General features: G+C 65.3%; 18 protein-coding genes. 6 read left to right on the top strand and 12 right to left on the bottom strand.

The annotated features are described in order from the left end of the window. The first annotated feature begins 269 nt into the window (after positions 1-269). Positions 270-1,058, top strand: a complete 789-nt coding sequence (locus J5Y10_RS21045) for a hypothetical protein (protein ID WP_209376079.1) — start codon at positions 270-272, stop codon at positions 1,056-1,058. A gap of 9 nt (positions 1,059-1,067) precedes the next feature. On the opposite strand, the gene J5Y10_RS21040 is transcribed toward J5Y10_RS21045, so the two are convergent. The 3 genes from J5Y10_RS21040 to J5Y10_RS21030 all read right to left on the bottom strand — a co-directional run bounded on the left by J5Y10_RS21040 (position 1,068) and on the right by J5Y10_RS21030 (position 3,946). After that, on the bottom strand, positions 1,068-2,141 hold the full coding sequence (locus J5Y10_RS21040) for a polysaccharide pyruvyl transferase family protein (RefSeq protein WP_209376078.1): 1,074 nt from the start codon (positions 2,139-2,141) through the stop codon (positions 1,068-1,070). 65 nt (positions 2,142-2,206) lie between these two features. Continuing rightward, complete coding sequence (locus J5Y10_RS28930) at positions 2,207-2,812, bottom strand: RrF2 family transcriptional regulator (RefSeq protein WP_408901594.1); 606 nt, start codon at positions 2,810-2,812, stop codon at positions 2,207-2,209. Positions 2,813-2,956: 144 nt separating this feature from the next. Beyond that, complete coding sequence (locus J5Y10_RS21030; RefSeq protein WP_209376076.1) at positions 2,957-3,946, bottom strand: polysaccharide pyruvyl transferase family protein; 990 nt, start codon at positions 3,944-3,946, stop codon at positions 2,957-2,959. A 249-nt stretch (positions 3,947-4,195) separates the two neighbouring features. Between J5Y10_RS21030 and J5Y10_RS21025 the strand changes: the two genes are divergently transcribed. Then, positions 4,196-4,471, top strand: a complete 276-nt coding sequence (locus J5Y10_RS21025) for a hypothetical protein (protein WP_209376075.1) — start codon at positions 4,196-4,198, stop codon at positions 4,469-4,471. Between the two features lie 15 nt (positions 4,472-4,486). On the opposite strand, the gene J5Y10_RS21020 is transcribed toward J5Y10_RS21025, so the two are convergent. Then, entirely contained in the window at positions 4,487-5,929 is a 1,443-nt protein-coding gene (locus J5Y10_RS21020) for a hypothetical protein (RefSeq protein ID WP_209376074.1), read from the bottom strand. A 103-nt stretch (positions 5,930-6,032) separates the two neighbouring features. On the opposite strand from J5Y10_RS21020, the gene J5Y10_RS21015 reads away from it, so the two are divergent. Both J5Y10_RS21015 and J5Y10_RS21010 read left to right on the top strand, forming a co-directional pair. Further along, entirely contained in the window at positions 6,033-7,019 is a 987-nt protein-coding gene (locus J5Y10_RS21015) for a UDP-glucuronic acid decarboxylase family protein (RefSeq protein WP_209376073.1), read from the top strand. A 5-nt stretch (positions 7,020-7,024) separates the two neighbouring features. Beyond that, the gene (locus J5Y10_RS21010) at positions 7,025-8,116 is read left to right on the top strand and encodes a glycosyltransferase family 61 protein (RefSeq protein ID WP_209376072.1); all 1,092 of its coding nucleotides are present in this window, start codon (positions 7,025-7,027) and stop codon (positions 8,114-8,116) included. A gap of 36 nt (positions 8,117-8,152) precedes the next feature. Here J5Y10_RS21010 and J5Y10_RS21005 read toward each other — a convergent pair whose 3' ends face one another. The 4 genes from J5Y10_RS21005 to J5Y10_RS20990 form a co-directional block, all read right to left on the bottom strand. Beyond that, positions 8,153-9,217 carry a tetratricopeptide repeat protein gene (locus J5Y10_RS21005; RefSeq protein WP_209376071.1) on the bottom strand — a complete coding sequence of 355 codons (1,065 nt, stop codon included), beginning with the start codon at positions 9,215-9,217 and terminating at the stop codon, positions 8,153-8,155. Further along, positions 9,214-11,592 carry a glycosyltransferase gene (locus J5Y10_RS21000; protein ID WP_209376070.1) on the bottom strand — a complete coding sequence of 793 codons (2,379 nt, stop codon included), beginning with the start codon at positions 11,590-11,592 and terminating at the stop codon, positions 9,214-9,216. Before J5Y10_RS21000 ends, J5Y10_RS21005 begins: the two co-directional genes overlap by 4 nt. Beyond that, entirely contained in the window at positions 11,589-12,833 is a 1,245-nt protein-coding gene (locus J5Y10_RS20995; protein ID WP_209376069.1) for a tetratricopeptide repeat protein, read from the bottom strand. The genes J5Y10_RS21000 and J5Y10_RS20995 overlap by 4 nt, the downstream gene beginning before the upstream one ends. A gap of 272 nt (positions 12,834-13,105) precedes the next feature. Further along, positions 13,106-14,173, bottom strand: coding sequence for a hypothetical protein (locus tag J5Y10_RS20990; RefSeq protein WP_209376068.1), 1,068 nt, complete (start codon positions 14,171-14,173; stop codon positions 13,106-13,108). Between the two features lie 464 nt (positions 14,174-14,637). Here J5Y10_RS20990 and J5Y10_RS20985 point away from each other — a divergent pair, with 464 nt between their 5' ends. Together J5Y10_RS20985 and J5Y10_RS20980 are read left to right on the top strand one after the other, a co-directional pair. Beyond that, complete coding sequence (locus tag J5Y10_RS20985) at positions 14,638-15,690, top strand: GSCFA domain-containing protein (RefSeq protein WP_209376067.1); 1,053 nt, start codon at positions 14,638-14,640, stop codon at positions 15,688-15,690. Continuing rightward, positions 15,690-16,412: a hypothetical protein gene (locus tag J5Y10_RS20980; RefSeq protein ID WP_209376066.1), complete on the top strand. Its 723-nt coding sequence runs from the start codon at positions 15,690-15,692 to the stop codon at positions 16,410-16,412. The genes J5Y10_RS20985 and J5Y10_RS20980 overlap by 1 nt, the downstream gene beginning before the upstream one ends. Positions 16,413-16,569: 157 nt before the next feature. Here J5Y10_RS20980 and J5Y10_RS28570 read toward each other — a convergent pair whose 3' ends face one another. The 4 genes from J5Y10_RS28570 to J5Y10_RS20960 form a co-directional block, all read right to left on the bottom strand. Then, a complete protein-coding gene (locus tag J5Y10_RS28570; protein WP_209376065.1) occupies positions 16,570-17,349 on the bottom strand; it encodes a CatB-related O-acetyltransferase in 780 nt (259 codons plus the stop codon). Positions 17,350-17,756: 407 nt separating this feature from the next. Then, complete coding sequence (locus tag J5Y10_RS20970; RefSeq protein WP_209376064.1) at positions 17,757-19,268, bottom strand: calcium-binding protein; 1,512 nt, start codon at positions 19,266-19,268, stop codon at positions 17,757-17,759. 745 nt (positions 19,269-20,013) lie between these two features. Continuing rightward, on the bottom strand, positions 20,014-24,678 hold the full coding sequence (locus tag J5Y10_RS28805; protein ID WP_209376063.1) for a glycosyltransferase: 4,665 nt from the start codon (positions 24,676-24,678) through the stop codon (positions 20,014-20,016). 51 nt (positions 24,679-24,729) lie between these two features. Further along, positions 24,730-25,593, bottom strand: coding sequence for a glycosyltransferase family 2 protein (locus J5Y10_RS20960; protein WP_209376062.1), 864 nt, complete (start codon positions 25,591-25,593; stop codon positions 24,730-24,732). Positions 25,594-25,711: the final 118 nt, after the last annotated feature.

The following is a 25,711-nucleotide window of genomic DNA, read 5'->3' as shown; positions in this document are numbered from 1 at the left end:
GCACCGATCATCGCGACGCGCATTGAATTCCCCTGCGGATGAGGGCCGCCAAAGCCCTGTCCAGACCTCCCTATCCCACCACCACGCCCCCGACCATAGCCCCCATCTCGCAAGTGCAAAAAAAGCTTCAAGACCCAAAAAAAGCTCTCGCCGGTAGTTCGTTCCGGCACCGGGATAGGCTTGCTGCCGACAGGAGGGGGTGGTAAGCCTTTGGGAACACGCCGGGTTTCCGGTCTTTGCCCATTCCTTCTTCCCCGGTGGCTGGCTCCGTGGACCGATCTCTCGACGATCCTCCGAGACCCGGAAGCGTCCACCGCTTCAAGGTCCGCTTTCCCGGATACCAGCCGCAGATCATCGACTACCTGGATGACGAGTCCATCCACCTGCATGTCAGCCTGCGTCCCGCGGCCGAGGTGATCGTGGTGAACGACCGCATTGGCGGGACCTGGAACGCGGAGGTGCAACTCCCCCTTGCCCACCCGCGCCCGGACGGGGCGCTGCTGCTGGAGCTGCACTTCGGCGTCGAGAGCCTGGAAGTATGGGCGGGCGGGCAGCGCGCGGTCCTCGCCGACCGGCGCGGCATCGTCTCGGAGGCCCGGGTGTTGCGCACGACGGAAGGCGTGTCCCTGCTTCAGGGAGAGACAGGGCTGCCGGACACGCCGGCCATCACCGCCTCTGCGATCAGCCTCCCGGCCGGGGGCGGTCGCTTCGCCGGCGCGATCGATCGCTGCAGCGAGGCCCTGGTGCGGGGGTGGGCAGCGGATCTCGACCGCCCCGGAAGCCCCGTGGAGGTGGAGGTCCGGGTCGATGGTCGCCTTCAGGGACGGACCCTGGCGAACAGGATGCGGAACGACCTCGTCCGGATGCGTCCGGAGCTCGGAGGCACCGGCTTCCTCCTCCGCTTCCCCAGGCCGCTGGAGCCCACGGGCCGCGACGTCAACGTGTCCGTGCACATCGCCGGGCAGCCGGTGGAGCTGGCGCACAGCCCCTGGTCGGTCTTCCGCGCCGTGCCCGACGAGCTCAGGCCGCTCGGCACCCGCGAAGAGGAGCGTCTGTAGGGCGGCGCCTCACGAGAGCCGGTGCGGCAGTCCGGCCTCCTCGACATATTCCTTGAACAGGGCGTAGCGGGCGGGATAGCCGGCCAGGAAGCCGGAGGGGTCGGCCATCGCGCGCAGAGCGGCGATGTCCCGCACCTTCATCGCCTTCTCCAGCATCACGGCGGGCAGGCCGAGATGCTCGCAGAGCTCCTGCGTCCGCCTGTCGTGGATGAGCCAGAGCGCGGGGACCCCGGCCTGCAGCGCGAACATGTTGCCGTGGAAGCGGGTGCCGGTGCTGAAGGCGTAGGGCCACAGATGGTCCAGCCAGCGGTCGGTGTCGAAGAACTTGCGGAACCGCTCCCTGCAATAGGTGGCATAGGCCTCGGCGGTGAGGCCCTGCGTCCGGAAGAAGCGCTCCATCCGAGGGTCGACGGGCGGCTCCGCGCCGGCCTGGATGGCCTCCTCGTACCCCTCCTGCTGCCCGATCATGTCGAACCCGCTTCCGACGGCCCATCTGACCAGAGGCCCCTCGCGGTTGATCGAGGTGTAGTTGAAGGCGATGCGCCCTTCCCCGGTCAGCGGCCGGTCGAGGGAATGGGGGAAGGATGGCGCCCGGCTGAGAAAGCACGACTGGCAGCCCACCACGGCGGCATTCCCGATGCCGAACCGCTCCAGGACCTCCGCGGTGAAGCGGCCGCGCACCGCGATCCGCCGGGAACGCTCCGCGATGATCCGCAGCAGTCGCAGGGTCGCCTCCGGAATCGTGGTGCCGCCTTCCGCGCCGGAGGGGGCCTGCGCGCCGAGGCCGAACACGACGACGGGCCGGTCCACCCGGGAGAGGTTCCCCGCCATGACCTCGTGGAAGGGGGACAGGCCGTTCTGCGTGCTGCCCAGCCGGATCGCGTTCGCCATGACGACGACGATGTGGGACAGGCCCTGCGCCCGCTCCACCTCCCGCTCCGTCCAGGCGCGCCCGGTGGGCAGCTCGACATGGTCCTGCAGCAGCCGGCGTGCGGCCACGGCGTGAAGGAGATTGCCTGTGTTGTCCGGGCGCAGCGGCCGGTAGACCGTGCCCGTCCCGATGACGCCGGGGATTCCGGGCATCCGCTGTCCCCTGATCATGGGCGGCGCCGGAACCGGACCCGCCCGGCCCGTTACACGGACCGCCCTCAAAAGGGGCGTTGTGGTAGCCCGGCTCGATGCTCTCGTCCACGGGCTCCGCTTGGCCCTTCGCCGTCTCGGCACCATTGCCGAGCACGGCCTCCCCATGGGCGGCCAGCTCGGCCAGGCTGGTCCCGTCGAGCCTTTTGACGGTGGCGTCGGGCACCTGCCACATCAGCCGCTGGATGGCGCAGGCCTGCGACTGCGGGCAGTCCAGGCTGGCAGGGGATGAGGGCCAGCGGCCCGCCGATGGCGCGTATGATGTCCCCGACCCGGATTGCGCGGGGCGGCTGCGCCATGCCGTAGCCGCGCGTCTTGCCCCGTCGGCTGAGGACGGAGCCGTGCCGCCTGGGGTCCAGGAGGATCGCCTCCGGGAACTTGTGCGGGGCATGCGCGCGTTGAGCGATATCCGGGATCGTCACGATCGGGCTCTCGGCGCTTCCAGGGCCAGGATCGCCAGAGCCCGCAGCCCGTACTCTGCCTTCCCGGTCAGCATGACCTTGGTTTGGCGGCGGCGGGCATTCATCGCCAGCAAGCCTGCAATGGTATCCATGGACCGGACAGGGACAGCCTGCCCTGGGCCGTCCGAAACGGCTATGCCGGCGCCAGGACATGCGCGCGGCAACACCGCGGAAGAGGCGACTGGCGCTCCCGGTCGCCGAAGGCCCTTTGCTGGTCGGCGGCCCTTCTACCTGGACGCGGTCCCGATGGTGGGCCGCATGTAAGAGCGCTCCGCCCTCATGATGCGCGAGAAGAGATCAGGAAAGAACCCTGTCGAGATAGGCCCAGAGAACCGCGCGTTCCTCCACCAGACGCGAGGTGACCGCCAGCAGGTCGAGCGAGTTTGCGAGACCGCGCAGTGACTGGCGGGTCGTCTTTTCTGCCAGATTCGAGATGCATCCGGCAAAACCGAGCCGACGGTACATTTCGGTGATCTTGGACGTGACCGTAGGGCTTCTGAGTGCGAGCCCGACACAGGGAATTCCCTTGTTCAAGGCCAGGATGCAACCGTGATAGCGCTCGCTGACGACGAAGCGCTTTGTCGCAGCAAGTTCCTGGAAGCGTTCGGCCGTGTCGAGGTACTTCACGTCATCCCCGAAAACGTCCTCGAACCCGCTTCGCCGATCGGTCTCCGGGTTGAACGAAACGATCAGGTCGGTCGATGCATCATAGAGACGCGACATGAGGCTGGCGTAGGCCGCCATCGTTCCGGGAACGATCTTTCCCGGCACCCAAAGGATGCCGCGACCTTCGGGGGAGGGCGGCAGAGGATCAGCCGGGTCCAGCAGAATGGGATCCATCACAATATCGACGTCCGCACGCAGGTCGCCGATCATCGAGCGAGAGAACTCGTCCCGGACCGAGAAGAACTGGCACTTGCGGACGAAGTCGGCCGATTGGGCCGGTGTGTCGCCGGCGGCACCGAGCGCGAGGGCAACGACAGGAAGCTTCAGGCCGGCAACCCAGGCCGCGTTGTTGAGAGGGGCATGGGGAGCGGAAAGAAGGCCGCCGCCCCCGACCAGCAGCACGTCGAACCCGTTGATGAAATCAAGATCCATCGCGCCGCTCGCGGGGGCAGCAGCGTGGTTCCGGGCGGGGTAGGTAGACTGCCGCTTCGAGGGAGAAACCGAGACGATCTCTGCATCCGGCCGGACCGCCTGAACGGCCCTCGCGATTGCCTCAGCCTGGTACATGTCGCCGACGTTGCCGTTCGCGTAGGCACCCAGACAAAGGATTCGGAGAGGCATTCGAAACCTGATCCTACTTGCGCCCGGACGGGCGAGTGGCTGCAACATGCATCCTATGCTGGAGCAAATGAACGGAGGCAAGGCTGGATACGGCTGTCTTGACTTCCCCCAGGTGTCAGTCCCTCATTCGTTTAAGCTTTCTTGCGCGGAATTAGGGGCATTATGCAATTCAGGGTCCGAGCTACGTCGATACAGCTGCTTCGATCCGAGCCCGCAGACGGTCAAGGCAAACCGGGCAGCCTAACGGTGGTGGGCGTTCTCCGCCGCCAGAGCCCGAAGGTCACGGAGGACCTCAGGGGCAAGCTCGAGGAAGGCGAACTGGAGGAGGTCGAGGCCTTCATCAAGTCCCGGGAAGAAGCGAGCAACCTTGAGGCGCGCGCGATGGCCCTGAGGCTGCCTGAGGTCGTGGCGAACTTCCTCTCCATGCTCGACACGGCCGCCGAGCAGGAGAAGGAACTCCTGATGAATCACGCGAAAATCGCCGTTACGGATCTGCGGCGCGCCATCAACCGCCACTCGGCCTGAGCCGACGCGACAAGATCAGGGTTCGCGGCTCGGGCAGGCATTGTCGGGCGCGCCGGGCAAGGGCCGGACGGCGCGTCGCGTGTCGGGCGATACGGCCCTGTCCATCCGCTCCCGCGCGCCAGAGAGGCTCCTGCGCGGATCCCAGCCATCGACGCGCGCGGGATCGAAGGACAGGTGAACCCTGGCTTCGGGCCCACAATGCACCAGTCGCGAGGAGCGGGCGCAGGCCGGCGCCTCGATTGTGGCGACGGCCTGGTCGACCACCACGAACATCGGCCGGTCCGCTCCGTTCCGCTCGCGACGGCAGTTGACGAAACGGGCCTCGCTCGTGTCGCCCACGCGGAATGGCGAGAAGGGCTTTCCCTCCTCGATCCGGTCCTGGATCGCGAAGCCATCCACGTCCACGCCCTCCGACCCGTTGTAAACGACGACGCCGCTCCCGCGGTAATCCGCTTTTCCACCTTCGATCCGGACCCGCGCGCTCTGGCTGATACGCACCGCGGCCGGGCCTGCGCGGTCACTTCCGTCCTGACTGCTCCATTCGCCTCCACGGACAGCCACCCCGTCGCACGTCGAAACCGTAAGGCCGCCGACCGTGCCCTTCGCCCGGACGTCCTCGATGGTCAGGTCACGGATGTCCGAGAAGCGAAAAGCCTCGCTGTGCGGATTGTCCTGTGCATCGAGGCGGCGGGCACGGACGCGCAGGCTGAAACCGCAGAAGGCGCGGGTCGAACCAGGGTTCTGCATGTAGATGGCGTGCGGTGGCACCGACAGTGCCGTCGTGCCGCGGGCCACGACGCCGTCGATCAGGAGATCTTCCTGCTGGTTCCCGGTGAGGACAAAATCCGTCATACGCCCCGCGATGTCGCGGACCCGGTTCCCACGAGCGCGCCCGGTGTAGTCATAGGGTTCGGCGCGTTCCGGGGCTGCCTGGCCGACGGGGAGTGGCAGAACAGGCCCACGCAGACAGACCACGCCAAAGCTGTTCTGTCCTGAAACAGCCTCAATCAGGTTGTTGCCCCCTTCCGCCCAGACGGCGCAGACGCGCTGGAACGCCGCGTAGCCCCGCCACCGGCCGGGCAGGCGCTGACGTTCGTAATCGCAGATGAAAGCGATCCCGCGGATCACGTGCCCTTCCCCGCCCAGGCGAAGGAAGCCACGGCCCGGCGCGGCTTGGACGAAACGGGTTGCCTCCCCCTCTCCCTCGAGGTGGAGCCCCGACCAGTCGACCGGGATGTCGTCATCCAGGATATAGGTTCCCGCCCGCGCGATGACCTTGACCCGACGCGCCTGCGCCTCCCGCAGGGCGTCCAGGATAATGGGCGTGTGTGGACCTCGTCGCCCGCCAATCCGTCCGAGAAGGTCGACATCATCGTTCTGCCCCGCGACGGCGGGCGCCTTCAGGGTGGGAAGGAGAGCGAGCCGCGAGAAAGCACGCCGACCGAAACCTGATGTCATCGACCGCCCCCTGGATGAGCTATCTATGACGAGCACTTGCCTATGCCCCCCATGGCCGTCATGCTAACCGCAACTATTAGTTGAATGGAGATCGCGGGGACCAATGGATTCTCAAGGCCTCCCGACGCAAAACCGCGTGCTGGTAACCGGCGGAGCCGGGTTTCTCGGCTCGCACCTGTGCGAGCGGCTTCTCGCCGCCGGCAACGAGGTTCTCTGCGTCGATAACTACTTCACAGGGCGTCGTTCCAACATAGAGCCGCTTCTCGACCATCCGCGGTTCGAGGCTCTCCGGCACGATGTGACGTTCCCGCTCTATGTCGAGGTGGACGAGATCTATAATCTCGCCTGCCCGGCATCGCCTGTTCACTATCAGTTCGACCCTGTCCAGACCACGAAGACAAGTGTGATCGGCGCGGTCAACATGCTGGGCCTGGCCAAACGAACACACGCAAAGATCTTCCAGGCTTCCACATCGGAAATCTACGGCGATCCCGAGGTCCACCCGCAGGTCGAGGAATACCGCGGCAGCGTGAACACCCTTGGCCCGCGCGCCTGCTACGACGAGGGCAAGCGCGCTGCGGAGACGCTGTTCTTCGACTATCACCGTCAGCATCAGGTGAAGATCAAGGTCGGGAGGATTTTCAACACCTACGGACCGCGCATGTTGCCGAATGATGGCCGCGTCGTATCCAATTTCATCATCCAGGCCCTGACCGGACAGGACATCACCATCTATGGGGACGGCCAGCAGACCCGCTCCTTCTGCTTCGTCGATGACCTGATCGAGGGTTTCGTCCGTCTCATGGCGACCCCTCCGGACGTGACAGGCCCGATCAACCTGGGAAACCCGCACGAGATCACCATCGGTGAGCTGGCAAGGCACATCCTGGACATCACCGGCAGCGGGTCACGGCTGATCAACGCCGCGCTGCCCGTGGACGACCCAATGCAGCGTTGCCCCGATATCACCAAGGCACGAGCCATCCTGGAATGGGAGCCGCGGGTGCATTTGCGGGAAGGCTTGGTGCAGACCATCGCCTACTTCGACAAGATGCTCTCCGCCCAACGGACCACCACCGCGGCCAAGTGATGGGAATGACGATCGACACCGACCTCCCAGCCTCATTCTGGAAGTATCGCGAGTTCCTGGACGCCGCAGACGAGGCGACGAGCTATCGAAGCGTTCCCGTCCGGCGCCCAGAGCTGTGGGCCGATGGTGAGCGGGTTTCCATCGAGGCAGGACTTGGCGGGGCATTACCGGCGCACGTCTATTATGGCCAGGCGCTGCAGCCGATCGTACGGGTCAACACCCTGCACGACGTGCTGGTCGATCCGGTGTCCTTCAACATGTACAAGACGGAAGCAGTGGAGGATGTGGTCCGGCCGGGGCGCCTCAAGCCGGCAGCCGATTTCCTCGCCGCCGTCTTCCGGAAGGATGCCTGGATCGAGCGGGCACTTATCGGCACCACCCGCTCCGCGGACAACTATTATCATTGGCTTGTGGAATGCATGCCGCGTCTGGCCCGCCTTGCCCAGGACCATCCTGGGGAGACGATCAGCGTCAACCGGCCGAAGATGCCATTCCACGACCTGCACCACCATTTCCCGCAACTGCCTGCCAGAACAGTTCCTCTGCTGCGGCCCTCCTTCACACGGGAAGCGTTGGTGCCATCCGTGTCGACGCGGTTCGAGCCGGATCCCAGACTGTCCAGGCATGTGTTGCCTGCCCAGGACGTCCTGCTCTTCCCGCAATCCGTGGTCTCTCCGGCTGGCCGTGCGCGCCGCCTTTTTCTCTCGCGCCGCGACGCCAACACCAGGGTTCTTCATGATGAGGAACGCTTGTGCGCCGAACTGACGCGGCGGGGCTTCGACTGCGTCGTCATGGGAGAGCTGACCGTCGCAGAGCAGGCCCAGCTTTGCAGCGAGGCGGAGATGATCATCTCCACGCATGGCGCTGGCCTCTCGAACATGCTGTTCCGCAGTGGCCAGCCCTGCACCGTGGTCGAGGTCATACCCTTCAGCCACTGGCCGCATCGGAACTTGGCCTGCATGTACAATCTGTCGATGCTCGCCGGTTTCCGGCACGTGCTCTACGATTGTTCCTATGAGAGCGAGACAACACGCCTGCTGAGCCAGAACTGGTCGGTCGATATCGACCGGTTCCTGTGCTGTATCGACGCTCTCTGATTTGGCGGCCAGATCCTGAAGGGGCTAGCTCCGGTCCTAGGAAGTCGTCGCAGGGCCGCGTTTCCGGCCAGCTTTGACGAGTTGTTCCACGAGCCCGGAATACTCATCGCGGGGGTCGAGCAAAATGGCCTGCCGCACGGCGTCGAGGGCTGGTTCACGCTTCCCGGCCGCCCGGAGCGCCCGGGCAAGGTTGTAGTGGTATCGAGCGTTCATCGGGGCACCCGCTACGGCCGCCTCGAAGCTCCAGACCGCCAGGCTGTAGTCCCGCAGCTTCATTGCCAGCTGCCCTCGAGCATATTGGTAGTCAAGATTCGCCGGTGCCAACATCACGGCCTGCGTAAGGGCACGCATCGCGGCCGCGGGGTTCTGCCTTATAGCGAGAACCCGGGCCAGCTGTCGCCAGTAGGTCGCGCTGCGCCGGCGTTTGCACCGAACGGCTGATCGAAAGCTTGCGGGATCAGCATCTTTCCGGAGAAGTGTCAGCACCATCTTCGAGAGCAGACGAGTCTGCTTCAGAAAGTCCCCGGAGGGATGCCCCGAAAAGGGTAGGCGGAACTCCGTCACCGGCCGCAACGCCCTGATCAGATCGACATGCCGCGCATCGACGGAGAAAGGGTCGTAAAGAAGGTTCCACTTTGCCCTTCCGCCAGGCCCTGCGGCCATCGGATAGCGCCAGCACAGCGTGTCCAGATCGTCGGCCCAGCGCGTTTCGAAGCTGACAAGCCGCCGATCTACCGAATACTGTGGGGAGAGGGCGATCACCGAATCTAGGCCGAGCGCGGCTGAGAAGGTCAGGGCCGCAAAGCCTCCCATGCTCGATCCGTAGCCGACACGGCGCCGGCCAGTGCCCCCCAGAACAGCATTGATGGTCGGGATCACTGCCGCCATCGCCTCGGCCTGATACCAGTCGTTCCGTGCACATGTCACATGGATCGCATCGATCCCGTTCGCTGCAAGAAAGGCTTCGCCGAAGCCCTCGCCAGCTATGTTCTGCTGCCGTTGCCATGGCGCGAAGGTCACGACAGCGACGTCGCTGTCGTTGCCATCGGCGACCCTGACCCGGAGTCCTCCTCCATCAAAGACGGTCCTGACCTCGTTCACGGCGATTTGTGGGCGTATTCGGGCCGTCGCGCCGCTCTCGCGACGGAGGTATCCTGTGTGTCCAGCATGAGCCTGACGGCCGCCTCCACGGCCTCGACCGTTATCTCGCCAATGCAGTGGCAGCGACGCTGGACGAAGGGGCCCGACCGCCCGGCCAGCTCACAAGGAGCACACGCCTTCGATAAGGCGAGGCTGACGCTTCGGATCCCCAATGGGCCGCGCGTCCTCGCTTCCGTCGGCGCGAAGAGCGCCAGGAGCGGAATGTGGAGGGCGTTCGCGATGTTCATAACGCCGCTGTCGTTCGATACGAAGGCGCCGCAATCCTGCATCGCCGTTGCCATCGCCTCGACGCTGCCGCCGGTACGGTCAATGGTTCCCGCCACGTACTCCTCGGCACTGCCGAAGGAGGCCACGCGCAGGCCAGAGGCCATGAGCCTGGCCGCCAGCTCAGCGAAGTGTGGCCAGCGTTTCGCACCCCAGGTCCCGCCCTTGGAGCCCGCGTGCAGGCCCACCAGGTCCGAAAGGCCCGGTCGCGGGCGCAGTCCGGCGACGAAGGCGTGCTGCGCATCTTCGGCCCCATAGTCCACACCAAGAAGCTGTCGTGCAGCCTCGAGGTTGAACTCTGTCTCATGGAGGCGGTGGCCCGCATGAAAGCGATCCCATTCCCGGGACCTCACGACACGGCGCGCCCGGAATGCCGGCCGCAGTTCCCCGAAGCTGTTTGTCAGGAAAACCGTGTCGTACTGGCGGCGAACGGGAACGTCGTTCAACAGGAACACGTGGTTGACATAATCGGGATTGGCGACGACGGCGAGCGCGCCCGGCGAATCCCCGGCGACCACCACGTCAATGCGTCGGCCGAGATGGCGGGACAAGCGCCTTATCAGTGGTGTCGTATGCACGACGTTACCGACACCCGATCCCACCCCGACAAGCATCGGCGCCGCGAGCCCTGAGATAAGGCGGGAGAGTCGGTTTCCCTGGAGATGGACGCCCATCGAGGCCGCATTCCGCAACGCGGCCTCGGAACGGGCTCGCCAATATTCCGGATCCTCGAACAGGCGTCGGATCTCCTCCGCCCATAGATCGGCGCTTTCCGGCAGAATGGTGCCGCTATCCTTCAGTAGGAAAGGGATGTTTCCGCGGTCGGCTCCGATCACCGGAACGCCCTGGGCCTGTGCTTCCATCACGACGCGGCTGAATGTCTCCACGAACTGGAAGCTTGGGGTAAGCACGACGCGGGCCTGCCTGTAGAGCGCATCCAACGTGTCCTGCCTGTCCAGGACCGTGACGTTACGCAAGCCGGCTGCGGTGCACAGGGCTTGAGCAAGCTGCCGCGGCGACTGGGAGGCGATGGTAACGAACGAGATCTGCGGAAGCCGGGCGGCGACGCCCAGCAGAAGCCCCAACCCCTTGTCCCACCGGCTGTTCGGAAGGAGGACGATCGGACGCTCGTCCGGCGGTGGAATCGAGAAAGGATAGGCCGGGTTCGTATCCGCAGCAGCGGGGAGGGATGGAATGACGTTCAGCCGGGCGCCGAAGGTGGTCTCGACCACGCTCTGGACGAATGGCGAATTGACGTAGACGGCGTCGGCATCCATGAGCAGGAGTTGCATGTTCCGGCGTGGAACGTATCCGTCCGGGCAATCGGGGTAGTAGCCCAGATGAGCGGTCGGCGGCTCGAACATTTCTCGCCAGAAATGGATACCGAAGACGAGCCGGATCTGCTGGAAGCGGAGCGCCGCCACCGCTTCGTGGCCGAAGCCTGAAACCACATGCGCGAGGCAGGCCCGCTCCTGCCAGGCCAGGCGGAAGAGAGCTTCAGGCGTGGCGGCGACGAAGACGTACCGGATCCCATTTCGATCGCCCGTTTCGCCACGTCGTTCGGCCCGCAGGCCGACGATGACCGGGGTGTACCCCATGGTTTTGTACAGTCCGGCCATCTGCTCGAGGAAATGCTCGGCCCCACCGAACTTCTCGACGCCGAAAAGAGAGACCAGCAGGACGGTTCCGCGCGCGGCGTCTTCTTCGGAGCAGGGGAGCGCAGGAGGGGAAGGCTTTCCTGCATCGTAGCCGTGGACACGTGCCCTCTCCGCGGCCAGGGTCAGCAGCGCGGAAGCGTCCATGCTATCGTCGGCCAGGCCGTATTCCACGATCTGCCGAAGGTAGTCCCGTCGCCAGAGTCGTTGACGCACGGCGCCGCCCTGGTGGATCTCGATGACAGCCGCTCGGTCCGGTGTGGCTGCTGCCGCAGCGGATGCCTCAATCGGTGGCACCTCACCGGGAGCGGCGAGCCATTCCGGCAGGGTCGCGAGATGGGAGAGCCAGGCCGATCGGCCAGCCTTTTGCGGGACGGCAGAGGATGGCGGAGTCATGCCGGAACCTTGCTACCCGGCCTACTTCGCCCGGGTGGATCCGTCAGCGTTCCCGTGGATAACGGCCCGGCCCGTCGCGCATCCAGCCATCGCTCGAGAATGCGGATCGTGGAACTCGCCGCATCGTTGCTCTCGTCCGCCGCCGCGGCCAGCCTGGCCTGGTGAAGCGCCTCCTCGATCCGGTCCAGCCGGACGAGGAGCCGGGACTGCTCGAGGTACAGCGCCGTCATAGCCGGCGATCGGCGTTGGGCTTCGACCAGCGCAGCAAGCGCCTCCTCCAACAGCCCCTTGCCTTGAAGCATGGCGGCCAGCTCGCGATGCGGGCGGCCATCCCGGGTCATGAGGCCTGCAGCCCGTGTCAGAAGATCAATCGCCTCGTCGATGAGCGTAGGCTGTGGCTCGAAGTTCCCAAATCCGCCGTTCACGCATTGGGCTGTCGTGCGGCCGGCCTCAAAGACGTATCGGGCCTCATTCGGGTGCCCCGCTAAGCACTGCAGGAAGAATTGACGCGCCTCATCGTAGCGGTGCTGCTTCTGGAGTGCGAGGCCGAGATGATAGGCGACATCCTCGTCGGGCGGCCCATTCATGCCGAGCCGGCGCAGAACGGCCTCGGCCTCCTTGCCCCGCCCGAGTTGGATCAATGCACGCGCGAGGTCAATCTCGGCCGGGCGGTTGCCCTGGAGTGTTTCGGGCCGGTCCGCCGCCAGCTCCGCGACGCGCGCCCAGTCCTTCGCGCCTGCCGCGGCCCTGACGAGTTCCGCCAGCATCGCAGGCTCCACCACGCCGTCCGTTGCCGGAGGTCGAGCAGTTGGCACGGGGTGCTGCTCCGGCGGAACTGGAGAGGCGATCCTCTCGATGCGCGGGGTGACCAGCGGCAAAGCGGGAGAGGCGGGTTCTACCTCCGTGGCGATCGTTGCGGGGGTGCTGATGCTCGTCGCGCGGTGAAGGTCGCCGCACCGTGAGAACACGGTGCTCTGCTCACCTGCCAGGTAGATCGTTACGCCGTTCTCGGTATGGAGGAGGTCCACCTCAAGCTGATCGGGAATCTCAGCCCCGGTCAGCTCGAGGCGCACCTCCTCGTCCCACTGGTCCGAAGCTCTGCTGTTGATCGCTAGGGCTTTGCCCGACGCGCGCGGCTTGAGATGAAGGAGAATGGCGCCATCATTTAGGAAATCTACGCTGTGGCCTGCATCGATGGCCGCTTGGCTGAAACGAAACCGTAATCTCCGCCAGGAATTCATGCGCGCTCCCCTAAACCATCCAGCCTCTTTGAGCGACGTTCCGGGCGGACGCTACCATGGTCGTCGAACACAGGAGCGGCGCCATGAGCGGACGGCCATGCCCTCGATTTGATATCCAGTGACGCCCTGCCTTACAAGGATTTCGCAAGGTTCTACGCAACCTCGGCGTTGCGGTATCGATCAGCGCAGCGGCGCGGTTGAACGTGGCATCTGGTCTGCATCCCCCGGCGGTGCGAGACCGGCAGATCGTTCCCGATTCGTGACGTAGGGCGCTATTCGATCACGGCAACTGGCGGCAAGAGCTCTTCCAGGATCGTTTGAAGGTGTCGGCGGGTCCTGCCCGGCACCCTCACAGCATTGTCGATGATCTGCTCCAGTGTCGGCATGTCGTTCCGGCGTTTGCCCAGATTGCGCAGGCAGAGGCCTGCCAGCCAGGCGGCCTTCAAACTGTGCTCCAGTTCACGGAACAGGACCGCGCGATAGGGGTCAGCGTCGCGAACCGCCAGTTTGAACATCGCCACCGTTTGATTCCAGAAGAGCTTGGCTGCCACTTCGTCGCCGTGTCGCCACTCCAGCCATCCGCCGAGGAGGAGTGACTTGGAGGCGGAGTAGGCGAGCGTCGCGTAGTCCGCCTTCGGCGTCGACGTGAGCGTGAGCATCCGATGAAGCGTCGCCCTGAAGGCCTGGATGTCGCGCCCAGCAAGCTCGAGGTGCCACTTGGCCGTTAGAAGCGAAACTTCCAGGTGCTCGCTGTTGCGCCGGGGGTGCCAATCGACCGACAGGGTATCCAGCCAGCCGAATGCCGCTTGATTGATGCCGAGCGCTGCCTCGATGAGGCCGGCTTTCCCGAGTTCGACGGCCTTGTATGCCTGGATCAACGACGCGCCGATGCGGTGCTCCGGATGGTCCACGAAGAAGCGCGTGACCTGTTCTGCCAGGAAGTAGCGGGTATTCGCGCTGCCCCACCTGCGGGTATGGCTCGCTAGCAGATCAACGTAGTCCGGCCCGTCGAGCGGATAGAGGCGCGCGAGGCGGCTGTCGAGACCTTCCTCGAATAGGATCGTGTTTTCAGCCTGTTCCGCTGTGATACGGACAGCCCGCAACGGGCCGTCCGCCCGGGGAATTGGCAGGGTCGTGCGGTACGTCGCGCCGCGAACCAGAACCAAAGATTTGAAATGCAGGTCAGCGTCGACCGTCAGAGAACGAATGAACTCGAATGAGACTCTTCCCAGAATTGCGTCCGGCCGTGAATGCGCCTTGGACGCCATTGGATCGATCTCGATCGTGAGCGCGATGGACCCCTGAAGCAATTCCGCATCCAGAAGCCTTCGTATGGTCATCCAGAAGTCTTCTCTCCTTTGGCGACGGAAGATTGCCGCAATTTCGATGCCGTCTCACCGATGTCTCGTAAGGACGAAGGTGGGCGGAGCTCGGCGAGACAGTACCTTGAGCATGGCGGAGGGGAGAAGATGCGGAAGCGACCGGACCATTTGACAGGCACAGCTTGCTTGTCGGACGGCTGGAAGAGGATGTGCTTCGGTGCTGCCTTCCAGGCCTGCCACTCCGGGCTTTATCCGTTAGCGATATGACCCGGGCCGGTGAAGGGGAAGGTGGCTTTGGCCACCATCACGACCCTGCCTGCACTCAGACAATCTCTGTGCTCGCGTCCTCTCTCTTATCTCGATCAATGTCGAGCGTTGTGAGACGAACCGCAAGTAAGGGCGAGGTGTTTCAGTCGACTCCAGGAGCTTGCATTCAGTGCAACTTTTCCCGACTCTGATCGTGCGGCCAGGAGGTTGGACCAATGCGCTCTCCCTACCAGAACCTGCCACGTCGAGCATTCTGGCGGACTGGCGTAAGGAACCAGGATTGGCTGGGCGGGGACACGGACCTGTGGCAGCCGAAGTTCGAGATCACCCCAGAGATGAGGGTGATGACGGCAGGTTCATGCTTTGCTCAGCACATTGCACGCCACCTTCGTGCCCGGGGGCAGAACGTGATCGACACTGAACCACCTCCGCGGCGCATGAAGCCGGAGACGGCGAGGGCTTTCGGTTACCTCCTCTACTCGGCTCGCTACGGCAACATTTACACGGCGCGCCAGCTCCTGCAGGTCATGCAGGAGGCGACCGGTGTCTTCCCACGGCCGCCGATTGCCTGGGAACGCGATGGCCGGTGGTTCGACGCGATTCGCCCATCCGTCGAGCCAGAGGGACTCGACAGCCCAGAGGAAGTGGCGGTGCACCGCCGCCACCACCTAAAGTCCGTTCGCCGCGCTCTTCGTCAGGCGGATGTCTTTGTCTTCACGCTCGGCCTGACCGAGGCTTGGGAGGACCTGGAGACGGGTAGGATCTTTCCGACGGCGCCAGGCACGATCGCGGGAAGCTATGATCCCGCTCGCTGCTCCTTCCGCAACTTCACTCATGCGGAGGTGCTGGCCGACTTCCTGGCGTTCAGGAAGATCGCGCTACGGAACAGGCCAGGGCTGAAGTTCCTCCTCACCGTGTCGCCCGTGCCTCTCACGGCCACCGCAAGTGGCAGCCACGTGCTGCCCGCGACGATCTACTCCAAATCCGTCCTGCGCGCTGTGGCAGGGCAGCTAACGCAGGAGTTTGATGACATCGACTACTTCCCCTCCTACGAGATCATCAGCACACCCTTCCTTGGCCGGACCTTCTACGACGACACCCTCCGCGCCGTGGCGCCGGAAGGTGTCGAGACGGTGATGCGGATCTTCTTCGAAGGCCGGACCGGAAGTTCCTCGCCCGAGATTGAGCAGAACCCGGCGGCTCCCGCCCGGGCTCGAAGCGACGATGTCGTGTGTGAGGAAGTGCTCCTGGAGGCGTTCGCCCGCTGATGCGCATCGCACTGATCGGTAACTCTCATCTTGGAGCCCTCAAAGGCGGTTGGGAATCGCCCGGCTTCGACAAGGGCGGGATCGAGGCGGTGTTCTTTGGTGCGCCTGGAAACGGCCTTGGGGACATGGTGGTGCGGGAAGGTGCCCTTTTTGCAAGCACTGACGAGTCGCGACGTTACATGAGCACGACTTCCGGCGGATTGGACCGTGTTGCGGCGAACTATGATGGATACGTGCTGGTAGGATATTTCGGCATCGGCTTCGTCGCCGATGTCTTCGTTGGGCATCGTCCGCCGGATCATGTGAACGCCAACCAAGCGCCGGCATCACGTGCGGCTCTACGTGCGGCTGCGCGGGACGCCCTGGTCCATACCCCCGCCCTTCACCTGTTGCGGCAGTTGCGAAAGCTGACACAAGCACCAGTTGTTCTGGTCTCCGATCCGATGCCGAATCCTCGCATCAGGGACACTGACAAGTTCGGTCGTTGGGGAGCAGACATCCTGCCACTTGTTGCTGAATCGTATGCTGAGGCATTGAGGACCCTTGCTGAGACAAGCGGGGCAAAGGTCATCACTCAGCCCGACGGAACAGTACTAGCTCCGGCTTTCACTGAGCCACGTTATGCGCTCGATCATGCTGAACATGGATTGCGGCACATGACGCCGGAATACGGCGCGCTCGTCATGCAGGACGTTGTGGCTGCTTTCAAAGAAGGGCCTTAGGCCATCCGGGGCGGTAGGAGCGGAGTTGGTGACGGGGTTCTTGACGCGATCAGCCTCGCGGTTCCCTCGGCGCCAGCCTTATAGCGCAGTGGCAGCCCGCCGCCCCTGCAAATGTCTGCTTCTGCCGTCCATCATCCCTTGCGATGAGGTGGTGCCGCTAATCTGCAATGGTGCTCTCGGCCGCAAGAAGGTCAGCAGCGGTCAAAGATTTAGGTTCGAAGGGCTCGATCTTTCTCTGACCGGCCTGTTCGCCGAGCCAGTCGCAGAAGCGGTCAGGATCTAGTACGCTTTTCGGCTCGAAATCCGTGAAGCGGTATGTCCACCACTCGGAGGCCAGGAGTTTACGGACGATGTCGTCGGGGAAGCGGACCTTAAGCGTCCTTGCAGGAATTCCGCCAACGACATGATATGGCGGCACGTCCTTGGTGACGACCGCCCCAGCCGCGATGACGGATCCCGTGCCGACATGAATTCCGCGTGCAAGTCTCACATCCTGCCCGATCCAGACGTCGTGTGCGATTGTCGTCCACGGATTGAGGCGTCGGGGTTGGCGGGCCGCATAGGTATAGGTGGGCGCGAAATCCTCAACAGCCGACTGCAGATGTTGATGAACCGGAAGACCTTCGTAGGTGAAGGGCGAGGAACTGAGCCGATCCAGGGGATGAGAACTTCCCAGAAGCGAAAGGCCACCCGCTATCGAACAGTAGCGGCCAATACGACACGCGAGAGGAAGAACAGAGTTGCTGTAAGAGAACGAGCCCATTCTGTCCGGCAAGCTCAGGCCGCTATAGATACCGATGTAGGGCTCCAGCGAAATCGTATCGAGGAAGCTGAACTGATCTGTCGGACGCACCCTCCGTTCTGCCGTCCGATGGAGAAAAACGCGACGTGCTTGAAGGACATCTAATAATTTGGCCGTGGCGGCAACGGTGCTCACGTTCACCTTCGGTGTGGGTTGATTTCATAGCATAGACACAAGCGCTGGTTCTCAGAAGTACCCTCATGCTCCAGGGGCACTGGCCTTTACGCCCGAGTTCATCAGCAAGCAGCGGCACAACTGCTGCAGCGTTCGGAAAAGCATACCACCTTCCCGTCCTCGGTGCCGGAGATATAGCGCCTACGCTTTGCTGCCTCCTGCCGGTTCGTCTTTCGCCGCGCCACGCCCAAAATCCGGCAAGATCGCTGGCGTACCACGCACAAAATCCAGTCCGGGACGGGCGGTGACGCGAGGACACATGACCCAGCCCGATCGCAGGAAGCCGATCCTGGCTCGGCCCAAGGGCACCTCCACTGCCGGTACGACCGGCCGGTACGCCGAAGGGACGTACCGGCCGGCCAGCCTACCTAGCTCAGGATGAAGTCGCTCGCGATCAGCGGTCCCTCCGCGTGAGTGTAGACCTTGATGGACAGGTCCACGCTGCGGTCAGCATCGTAGTACACAGAGATCGTGGCGGTGTCCCGAGCATCGTCGTAAGCGAGGGTGAACTGCCCGGCTCCATTGCGAGCATCGACCTGTGTCAGGTTCAGCGACGAAAGGTCGATCTTATCCCCTTCCGCGCGGGAGAAGTCGTAGATTGCATCCCGTCCGCCCAGCGAATCGGCGCGCCACACGAAAGTATCAGCACCCGCCCCGCCGGTGAGCGCGTCGTTGCCCGCCCCACCATCCAGACGATCGGCGCCGGCATTGCCCCGCAGCGTATCCGCCCCCTCCCGGCCCAGGATGGTATCATCACCCGTGCTGCCGACTATGAAATTTGCCTGAGCGTTGCCGGTCACGGTCACGGCACTCTCGAGATAGACGCGCTCCACATTGGCGGAGACGGTCCAGTTCGCGGTGACGGCAACCACGTCGTTGCCCTCGCCAGCAGCCTCCGTCACCACATCGTTGCTCGCGTCGACAAAGTAGGCATCGTTTCCGGTCCCACCGATCATCGTGTCGGCGCCGGCGCCGCCGTCCAGGCGATCGTTCCCCGATCCGCCATCCAGCAGGTCCGCACCGCCACCGCCGCGCAGGTCATCCGCGCCGCCGAAACCGTAAACGGTGTCGTTGCCTGCGCTGCCGCTGACGAAGTTTGCCTGGGCGTTGCCGGTCACCGTGACAGCGGCTTTCAGGTAGACGCGCTCCACATTGGCGGAGATGGTCCAGTCGGAGGTGGTGGCAACCACGTCATCTCCCTGGCTCCCCCCCTCGGTCACCACGTCATCGGTTGAATCGACGTAGTAGGCATCGTTGCCGAGACCACCGAGCATCGTGTCATTGCCGGTGCCACCCCGCAGGACGTCATCGCCGCCGTTACCGACAAGGCGGTCGTTGCCGGCCTCACCGAACAGGGAGTTGGCGCCCGCGTCACCTGTCAGGGTGTCGCCGCCCAGGCCACCCAAGACGTTCTCGAAACCGGAGATGGTGTCGCCCGTAGCGTCCCCACCTGTGGCCGTCGGAGTCGATGTGGACAGGTTCACCGTGACTGCGCCGACCGAGCCGGCATAGCTCAGCGTGTCGACCCCAGCGCCACCACTCAGCACGTCCGCGCCCAATCCACCGACGAGGGTGTCGTTGTCCGCCCCGCCGTTCAGCGTATCGGCACCTTCGCCGCCGATCAGGAAGTCGTTGCCGCCATTGCCATTCAGGATGTCGTCGCCGGCAAGGCCGTCGGCGTAGTTATCGGTTCCCCCACCCAGCGCGAGCGTGACAATGGGGATGCCGATCGCGCCGACGACCAGTGTCGCATCGCCATCGAAGCGATCATCCCCGGCGGTTGGGGTGCCGGTGATGCCCACCCCCAGCGCGGGGACGCTCAGGCCGAGGCCCAAACCCTGGGGGGTCCAGATTCCATTCCCGCTGTTGCTCTCGCTCATCTTGAGCCTCCCGTTTGTTAGGGTCCGAAAACCCTGTAAGAGTGTTCTAGCCTTTTTTACTCTACTTTAACGTGTGCACTTTTGGCGTGCTTCGGCCGTTTATGCAACTTTAACGCGAAGTTGCGAGACGGGTTCTCGTATTTGTGTCTCCCCTGCCACAGGGCGGGGCCGGCTTAAGTCTCTGATATCATTGTTTTTGGGATCGGGTCTCACGAAGGATCATGGTGTCCTGGCTGAAGCCAGGGTGGTTCGGGGTGGGATAGCGGCTGGGATCCGGCGTAGCCGGACGTGAACGCCAGCTGGTCAGGCACCACGCCCCGGCTGGATCGGCTGACAAGCCGAACGGAGGTCCCGCTCCGGCGAGCAGGCGTTGCAGACGTGCCGGGCGGCTTCTCGTACAGGCCCTTGCGGCGGGTCTGCCCGGCCGGCCGACAGCGCTGCCGCGGCGGCGCCGGTCCATTGAGCGGGCCAGGGCCCGTTCAGCAGCACTGGTCCCATCGGACCAAGCGACGACCCTGGCCTCCATCCGTCACCGCCGGGCGCCAGCAGGGCAAGGTCTCGGCCTTGCACGGTTCCCGGGCGATCACGCATTCGCCGGGTACCTGTGCCGCCGAGCTACGCAGCCATTCCATGGCAGCGATGCCGGGTCACCTTCGGGAAGGCAAGCGACGTCCAGGGCCCTGGCACGGCCGGCGGCCGGTCATTCATCCCTGATCAGAAACCCCACCGGAATTGGTAGCAGCCCCTACAAGGCGGCCAGCGCATCCGGACTGCTGCTCCTGACCCGTCGAAGGACCTCGGCCAAACGTTTGTCCAGTTTCACGATGTCGGACCTGTTCAGGATCGCCGCACGTGCCCTCGCCTCTCCGGCCCGAGCAGCATCGGCTCGGCGCGCTGCGTCCACCGCGAGTTCGGTCACCTGTCGCAGAAGCCAGTCATGCAGAAGCTCGGCATCGCCAGGGCGAAACGCGGGAAGTTGCAGGACCGGAAGGCCGGCCGCTTCCATGGCCAGCAGCGTCGGTCCTGCTGGGGCAAGACCGACATCATGGGCCGTGGCCGCCCGGCGCAGGACCGTGACGGGATCTTCCCCTTCGGTCGGAACCACCTTGTACCAGCTCGCGTCACCCAGTTCCCCACCGAGAACGCTGAGGGTTGCGACGTCGAGGGCTGAGAGATCCTCGAAAGCGGGTCGAAGAGCCGCGATCATGGCACCGTCGCCTGTCGCCACGAAGAGAACACGGCAGGCTGCACTCCCGTCAGAGGGCAGGTCCTCCGGTGCAATCGGCATGTCCGACAGCCAGCGCGCTGCCTCCAGCCCGCTGCCGACATCCAGCCCACCGCCCGATACCCCATCGGTAGCCGCATCCAGCACGGGAAGCCCCCCTGCCGCGCAGCGTCGACGCAAGGCCTCCAGATCACCCGGTGGCAGGGTATCCGACGCGACAAGCACGGCATCCGCTGTCCCGGCCAGCGGATTGCCGAAGGGAAAGGATGGGAGGATCGGGCGAAAGATGAAGGGGCGCGAGACGGCGTTGCGCGTTGCCACGGCAAGGGGGGTGGGCAGGGCCACCTTGGCCCGGTCGAGCGTGAGGACGATGCGCGGCGCCTCAGCCGGCTCGACGAAGCTCCGACGCCTGTCGAGGACCTCGCGGTAGAGCCGGTCGTACTCCGCCGCCATCGCTGCGGTGGTCCGGTGGCGGCCGATGGTGGCCTGCCAGTCCAGCACGGCGTCGCGACGCCCGCGCACCTCGGCCGGCTCGCGTCTCAGACGAAGCAATTCGACAAGCATCGCCTCCGGCGGCATCCAGCGGTCCAGGAGCCAGCCGCCGCCACTCGCGCCGATGCGCTCGGCCAGCGCTCCCTCGGACGTCGCCACCACGGGCAACCCCACAGCCCAGCACTCGGTGAGGGTGTGGCAGTAGGTCTCGGGCCAGAGCGAGAGAATGGCTGCGAAATGCGGGCGAATCTCCGCGACACGGGTCGCGAACTCATCCCGGTTGTAGCGCCCGTGCAGAATGATCCCTGGCGCTTCGGCGAGGTGCCGGTCCACCGCGCCGAGTACGTGGAACTCCACCTCCCGTCCCCGGTCCAGCGCGGCCATCGCCGCGATCAGTTCGCTGCCCTTCGCCGCCGAGATGTTGCCGGGCACCAGAACGCGCAGCCGTTCGTCCAGGTTAGGCTCGGATGCCAGCATTTCCTGGCGCTGGAAGGTGCGCCCATGCGGGATCACCCGGAAGTCCCGTTCCGCCAGGTCGGGGAAGTTGCGGAGCATCGTGTCCCGCGCGGATGGCGACGTGGTGACGAAGGCATCGCAGGCCAGGATCGTCTCGGCCATCATCGCCTGCCACCGATGGACGAAGCGATGCCGCAGGGGGGGCACGGATCCGGCCGGCCAGAGCTCGGCGGTGCAGTCCGCCTCCCCGTCCGTGCAGGGGCCGCCGCAGAAGCGCCCTTCCGCGTCCAGCAGCTTCGTGACGGGGCAGGCCATGTAGAAGTCGTGGAAGGACAGCACGACAGGCACGCCCAGCCGCCGGCAGATCTGGGGCAGGCCGAGCCCGTGCCATGCGATGTGGCGGATATGCACCAGCTCGAAGCCATGCCGCAGGATGAGGTTCGCCACATGACGGTCATACTCGGCAGAGCGATGCGTGGCCGGCTCGATCGCGCGCTCGAGGGAGATCGTCTCGATGACAGTATCGGCCCCGCCGGACCCCGCATCCGCGTGGCGGGACAGCGTCAGGGTGCGAGAATCGCAGCGAAGCAGCCAGGATTCGTAACGGTCCGACAGGGCGCCCATCAGGTCGCGATTCGTCTGCGGCGTCCCTCCGCTCTCGGTCGAGATCACGAAGAGCACGCGAGGGCAGGGAATCACGCCGTCCGTGAGGGCATGTTGCACCGCCCGCCGCACCCGCCAGCGCATGGCCAGCATGGCGGGGTCCGTCAGGAACATCCGGGTGAGGAACTGGTATTCCGGGTAGCGCTCCTCCAGCACCGCGCGGCCCTGTGCGTTCAGCGTCACCTTCTCCGAACCGAAGGAGGCGGAGCGCAGGTGCCAGACGAAGGTCCGGTCATCCAGCACGTTCTCGAACCCTGCCCGAGCCGCGCGCATGCAGAAGTCGTTCTCCTCACCATAGCCGCGCGGGAACGCCGCTTCATCGAAGGCGCCCACGGCGTCCAGGCACTCGCGCCGGATATAGAGGCAGAAGCCATGGCCGGTTGGAACCACAGGCAGGAGCGGAAGGGCGGCTCCCCGCACCAGCCTTGCCATGTCGTCCACGCCGAACCAGGCCGGCATGGGGTTGTCGAGGTTGAATTCTGGCACGGAAAAGGCGCCGGCATTGTTCGAGACCGCCGTAGCGGTGCCGGTACGCGGGCCCGAGCGGGCGGCGGCGCGCAGCCCGTCGAGCCAGCCCGGCCCAACCGCGGTATCTGAGTTCAGCAGAACGACGTCATCGCGTCCGGCGAGCGCGATCCCGCGATTGGCGGTTCGGGTGAAGCCGAGATTGCCGGTGTTCCCGTGGATCTCGATCCCGGGCCTGCCTCTCCAGCGCTCAAGGACCTCGGACACCTCGGGCTGCGGGCTCGCGTCGTCGATCAGGATCAGGCGGGCCGCGCCGGTCGTGTGACGCACGACGCTCTCGATGCAGCGGGCCAGCTCGGACGCGGCGTTGTAGATAGGAATGACGACCGAGACGGGCACCCGGCCATCATCGGGCATCCGAAAGGCGATCTCGCCGAAGTCCCTCCGCCAGGCGGGCCGTGCCTCCAGCACGGTTGTCCCCGGTAGCGTCCCGGTTCCATGCCGGGGAACCGCCTCGACCCGAAGCGATCCGCCCTCGCCCGGATGGGCCGGCGGCAGGGCCACGCGAAAGCCGCCACCGCGACGGACAAGGCCAGGCGCGATCAGATCGGGACGTTGGAGATCGGCCTGCACCGTCGTCCAGCGTGTCCCGTCCAGCAGGAGATCGACCGCGTGCTCGTCCTGGGGCCGGCCTCGCTCGGCAACCCACCCAACGGCCTCTGCCCCATCGGTTCGTTCGAGCTTGCCGATCATGTCGCGCCGGGCGACGACTGTCTGGCGGGCGAGTTCGGTGCCCGAGGCGACCAGGACGATCTCGCGCGGCCGGCCGTCAAAGAGGGTGGCGGCGGGATCGTTCTGACGGAGATGCTCGCCCAAGACCTCGAGAGAGACATGGAAGCCGAGCAGCGGCGCTTCCGTGCCATCCTCGAAGGGCAGGTCGGGCCGGTGAACGTTCAGGGGCATCGGCAAGGGCCGGCTGCCCTCGAGCAGGAGCAGAGGCTGCTCGCCGGGCGCGTCGACCGTCCAGCCGCTCACGCCTTCCCGGCCCGGCACGTCCAGTCCGCCCCGCGGGCGGAACGGGGTGGGCCGGAGCAGGGCGGGGGTGAGGGGCAAGGCCTCCCCGGCCAGTTCGAGGGTGGCCGTAGCCGGGTCGTCGGTCTCGGGGCCTTCCAGCAGGACCTGAAAGCCCCGCCCGGCCGGCAGGCCCCCCTGGGCCGGCACGTCCTGCCGCTCACGGAAGCGGCGGAGCGCGATCTCGCGGCGCTCCCCTTCCCAGCGCAGCACCAGCCGTGGCATCCGCTCCGAAAGATCATCCCCGGCGACCTGGAACCAGCCGGCCACGTAGAGGAACCGGCCATGCCGCGCGAAAACCTCGACATGGCCTCGGCCACGCTCCACGGCCTCTGCCCCATCGGTTCGTTCGAGCTTGCCGATCATGTCGCGCCGGGCGACGACTGTCTGGCGGGCGAGTTCGGTGCCCGAGGCGACCAGGACGATCTCGCGCGGCCGGCCGTCAAAGAGGGTGGCGGCGGGATCGTTCTGACGGAGATGCTCGCCCAAGACCTCGAGAGAGACATGGAAGCCGAGCAGCGGCGCTTCCGTGCCATCCTCGAAGGGCAGGTCGGGCCGGTGAACGTTCAGGGGCATCGGCAAGGGCCGGCTGCCCTCGAGCAGGAGCAGAGGCTGCTCGCCGGGCGCGTCGACCGTCCAGCCGCTCACGCCTTCCCGGCCCGGCACGTCCAGTCCGCCCCGCGGGCGGAACGGGGTGGGCCGGAGCAGGGCGGGGGTGAGGGGCAAGGCCTCCCCGGCCAGTTCGAGGGTGGCCGTAGCCGGGTCGTCGGTCTCGGGGCCTTCCAGCAGGACCTGAAAGCCCCGCCCGGCCGGCAGGCCCCCCTGGGCCGGCACGTCCTGCCGCTCACGGAAGCGGCGGAGCGCGATCTCGCGGCGCTCCCCTTCCCAGCGCAGCACCAGCCGTGGCATCCGCTCCGAAAGATCATCCCCGGCGACCTGGAACCAGCCGGCCACGTAGAGGAACCGGCCATGCCGCGCGAAAACCTCGACATGGCCGACTGAACGGGTCGCCCCCTGGTCCTCGGTGACCTCGTTCACGCGATCATCCTCCCTATTCGGCGCCATCCAGGATGCTCCGACGGAAAACGTCTAGCCGAGGTTCCAGGCGTGCCGAAGGTCACGAAGATAGTGACGCATCTTCTCGTCCTGCTCAGCCTTTCGATCCAGGAGCCGTCGCAGTGTCGAGTGCATGGCGACAACCTCCGCGAAGTGACGGACAACGGGTATGGAGCCCGTGACACTCGAGGCGTGACGACGGTGGAGGTTGAACGGACGCGCCTCGTAATGGATGCTTGCATGCATCCGAGCGGCCTCCGTGTAGATCCGCCAGTCACCGGCACAGCGCCAGCGGCCGATGGAATCGCCCAGGCTTTCCAACGCGGCACGCAAGGCCTCAGTGCGCCACAGCACGGCACTGGCGCTGACGACGAGGTTGCGCGGGCAGAGACAGCGGCCGATGAACTCCTGCCCGGTCAGGGTCGCGTCCCCCTTCAGCAAGTCATCGCCCATCATAGCGGCGTATGGCTTACTGCTCTCCGCGGTAACGACGCCGTCCACGTCGATCGCGGCCGAGTCTGAGAATGCGAATGCCGCGGATGGATCACTGGCGAGACGCTGAGCAAGAGCATCCAGCATACCCGGCCTTGCGCTGTCGTCCGCTTCCGCGATCCAGAGGAACGGTGTCCCGGCAGCCTCGGCGCCACGGGCCCATTGCCGGAACACCGATCCGGAATTGACGGCATTGCGCTGTGCCGTGACTGAGATCGAGAGGCCTGCGAGAAGAGGCTCGGCCACCTCCATGCTGTTGTCGCTCGAAGCATCGTCAAGGAAGGTCAGATGCCGGACGATCCGGCCCTGCGCGACGATGGAAGCGAAACGCTCCGGCAAGTAACGTGCATAATTGTAGTTGGGAACAACGACGCTCACCGAGCCCATGAGCGAGCTGGCAGCCATCACGGATCAGCCTGTTGGGAAAGGCGGGCCTGCATCGGCATCAGGGCCCTGTGGCGAGATGGGCTCGACTGGACGAGACCAATCGGACCGAGACGACGATGCACCGCATACCTCATCT

It is taken from the genome of Roseomonas indoligenes, from assembly GCF_017813365.1.
In the GTDB taxonomy this organism is placed as follows: domain Bacteria; phylum Pseudomonadota; class Alphaproteobacteria; order Acetobacterales; family Acetobacteraceae; genus Roseomonas; species Roseomonas indoligenes.
Note: the sequence above shows the minus strand (reverse complement) of the source record. Positions and strands in the feature narration are given on the sequence as shown.

Bases quoted from the DNA above. Each gene is read 5' to 3' on its own strand.
- J5Y10_RS21040 (WP_209376078.1), bottom strand. From the start codon at position 2,141: ATGCCCGGAATCCCCGGCGTCATCGGGACGGGCACGGTCTACCGGCCG.
- J5Y10_RS28930 (WP_408901594.1), bottom strand. From the start codon at position 2,812: ATGTCCTGGCGCCGGCATAGCCGTTTCGGACGGCCCAGGGCAGGCTGT.
- J5Y10_RS21030 (WP_209376076.1), bottom strand. From the start codon at position 3,946: ATGCCTCTCCGAATCCTTTGTCTGGGTGCCTACGCGAACGGCAACGTC.
- J5Y10_RS21020 (WP_209376074.1), bottom strand. From the start codon at position 5,929: ATGACATCAGGTTTCGGTCGGCGTGCTTTCTCGCGGCTCGCTCTCCTT.
- J5Y10_RS21015 (WP_209376073.1), top strand. From the start codon at position 6,033: ATGGATTCTCAAGGCCTCCCGACGCAAAACCGCGTGCTGGTAACCGGC.
- J5Y10_RS21010 (WP_209376072.1), top strand. From the start codon at position 7,025: ATGACGATCGACACCGACCTCCCAGCCTCATTCTGGAAGTATCGCGAG.
- J5Y10_RS21000 (WP_209376070.1), bottom strand. From the start codon at position 11,592: ATGACTCCGCCATCCTCTGCCGTCCCGCAAAAGGCTGGCCGATCGGCC.
- J5Y10_RS20995 (WP_209376069.1), bottom strand. From the start codon at position 12,833: ATGAATTCCTGGCGGAGATTACGGTTTCGTTTCAGCCAAGCGGCCATC.
- J5Y10_RS20990 (WP_209376068.1), bottom strand. From the start codon at position 14,173: ATGACCATACGAAGGCTTCTGGATGCGGAATTGCTTCAGGGGTCCATC.
- J5Y10_RS20985 (WP_209376067.1), top strand. From the start codon at position 14,638: ATGCGCTCTCCCTACCAGAACCTGCCACGTCGAGCATTCTGGCGGACT.
- J5Y10_RS20980 (WP_209376066.1), top strand. From the start codon at position 15,690: ATGCGCATCGCACTGATCGGTAACTCTCATCTTGGAGCCCTCAAAGGC.
- J5Y10_RS20970 (WP_209376064.1), bottom strand. From the start codon at position 19,268: ATGAGCGAGAGCAACAGCGGGAATGGAATCTGGACCCCCCAGGGTTTG.
- J5Y10_RS20960 (WP_209376062.1), bottom strand. From the start codon at position 25,593: ATGGCTGCCAGCTCGCTCATGGGCTCGGTGAGCGTCGTTGTTCCCAAC.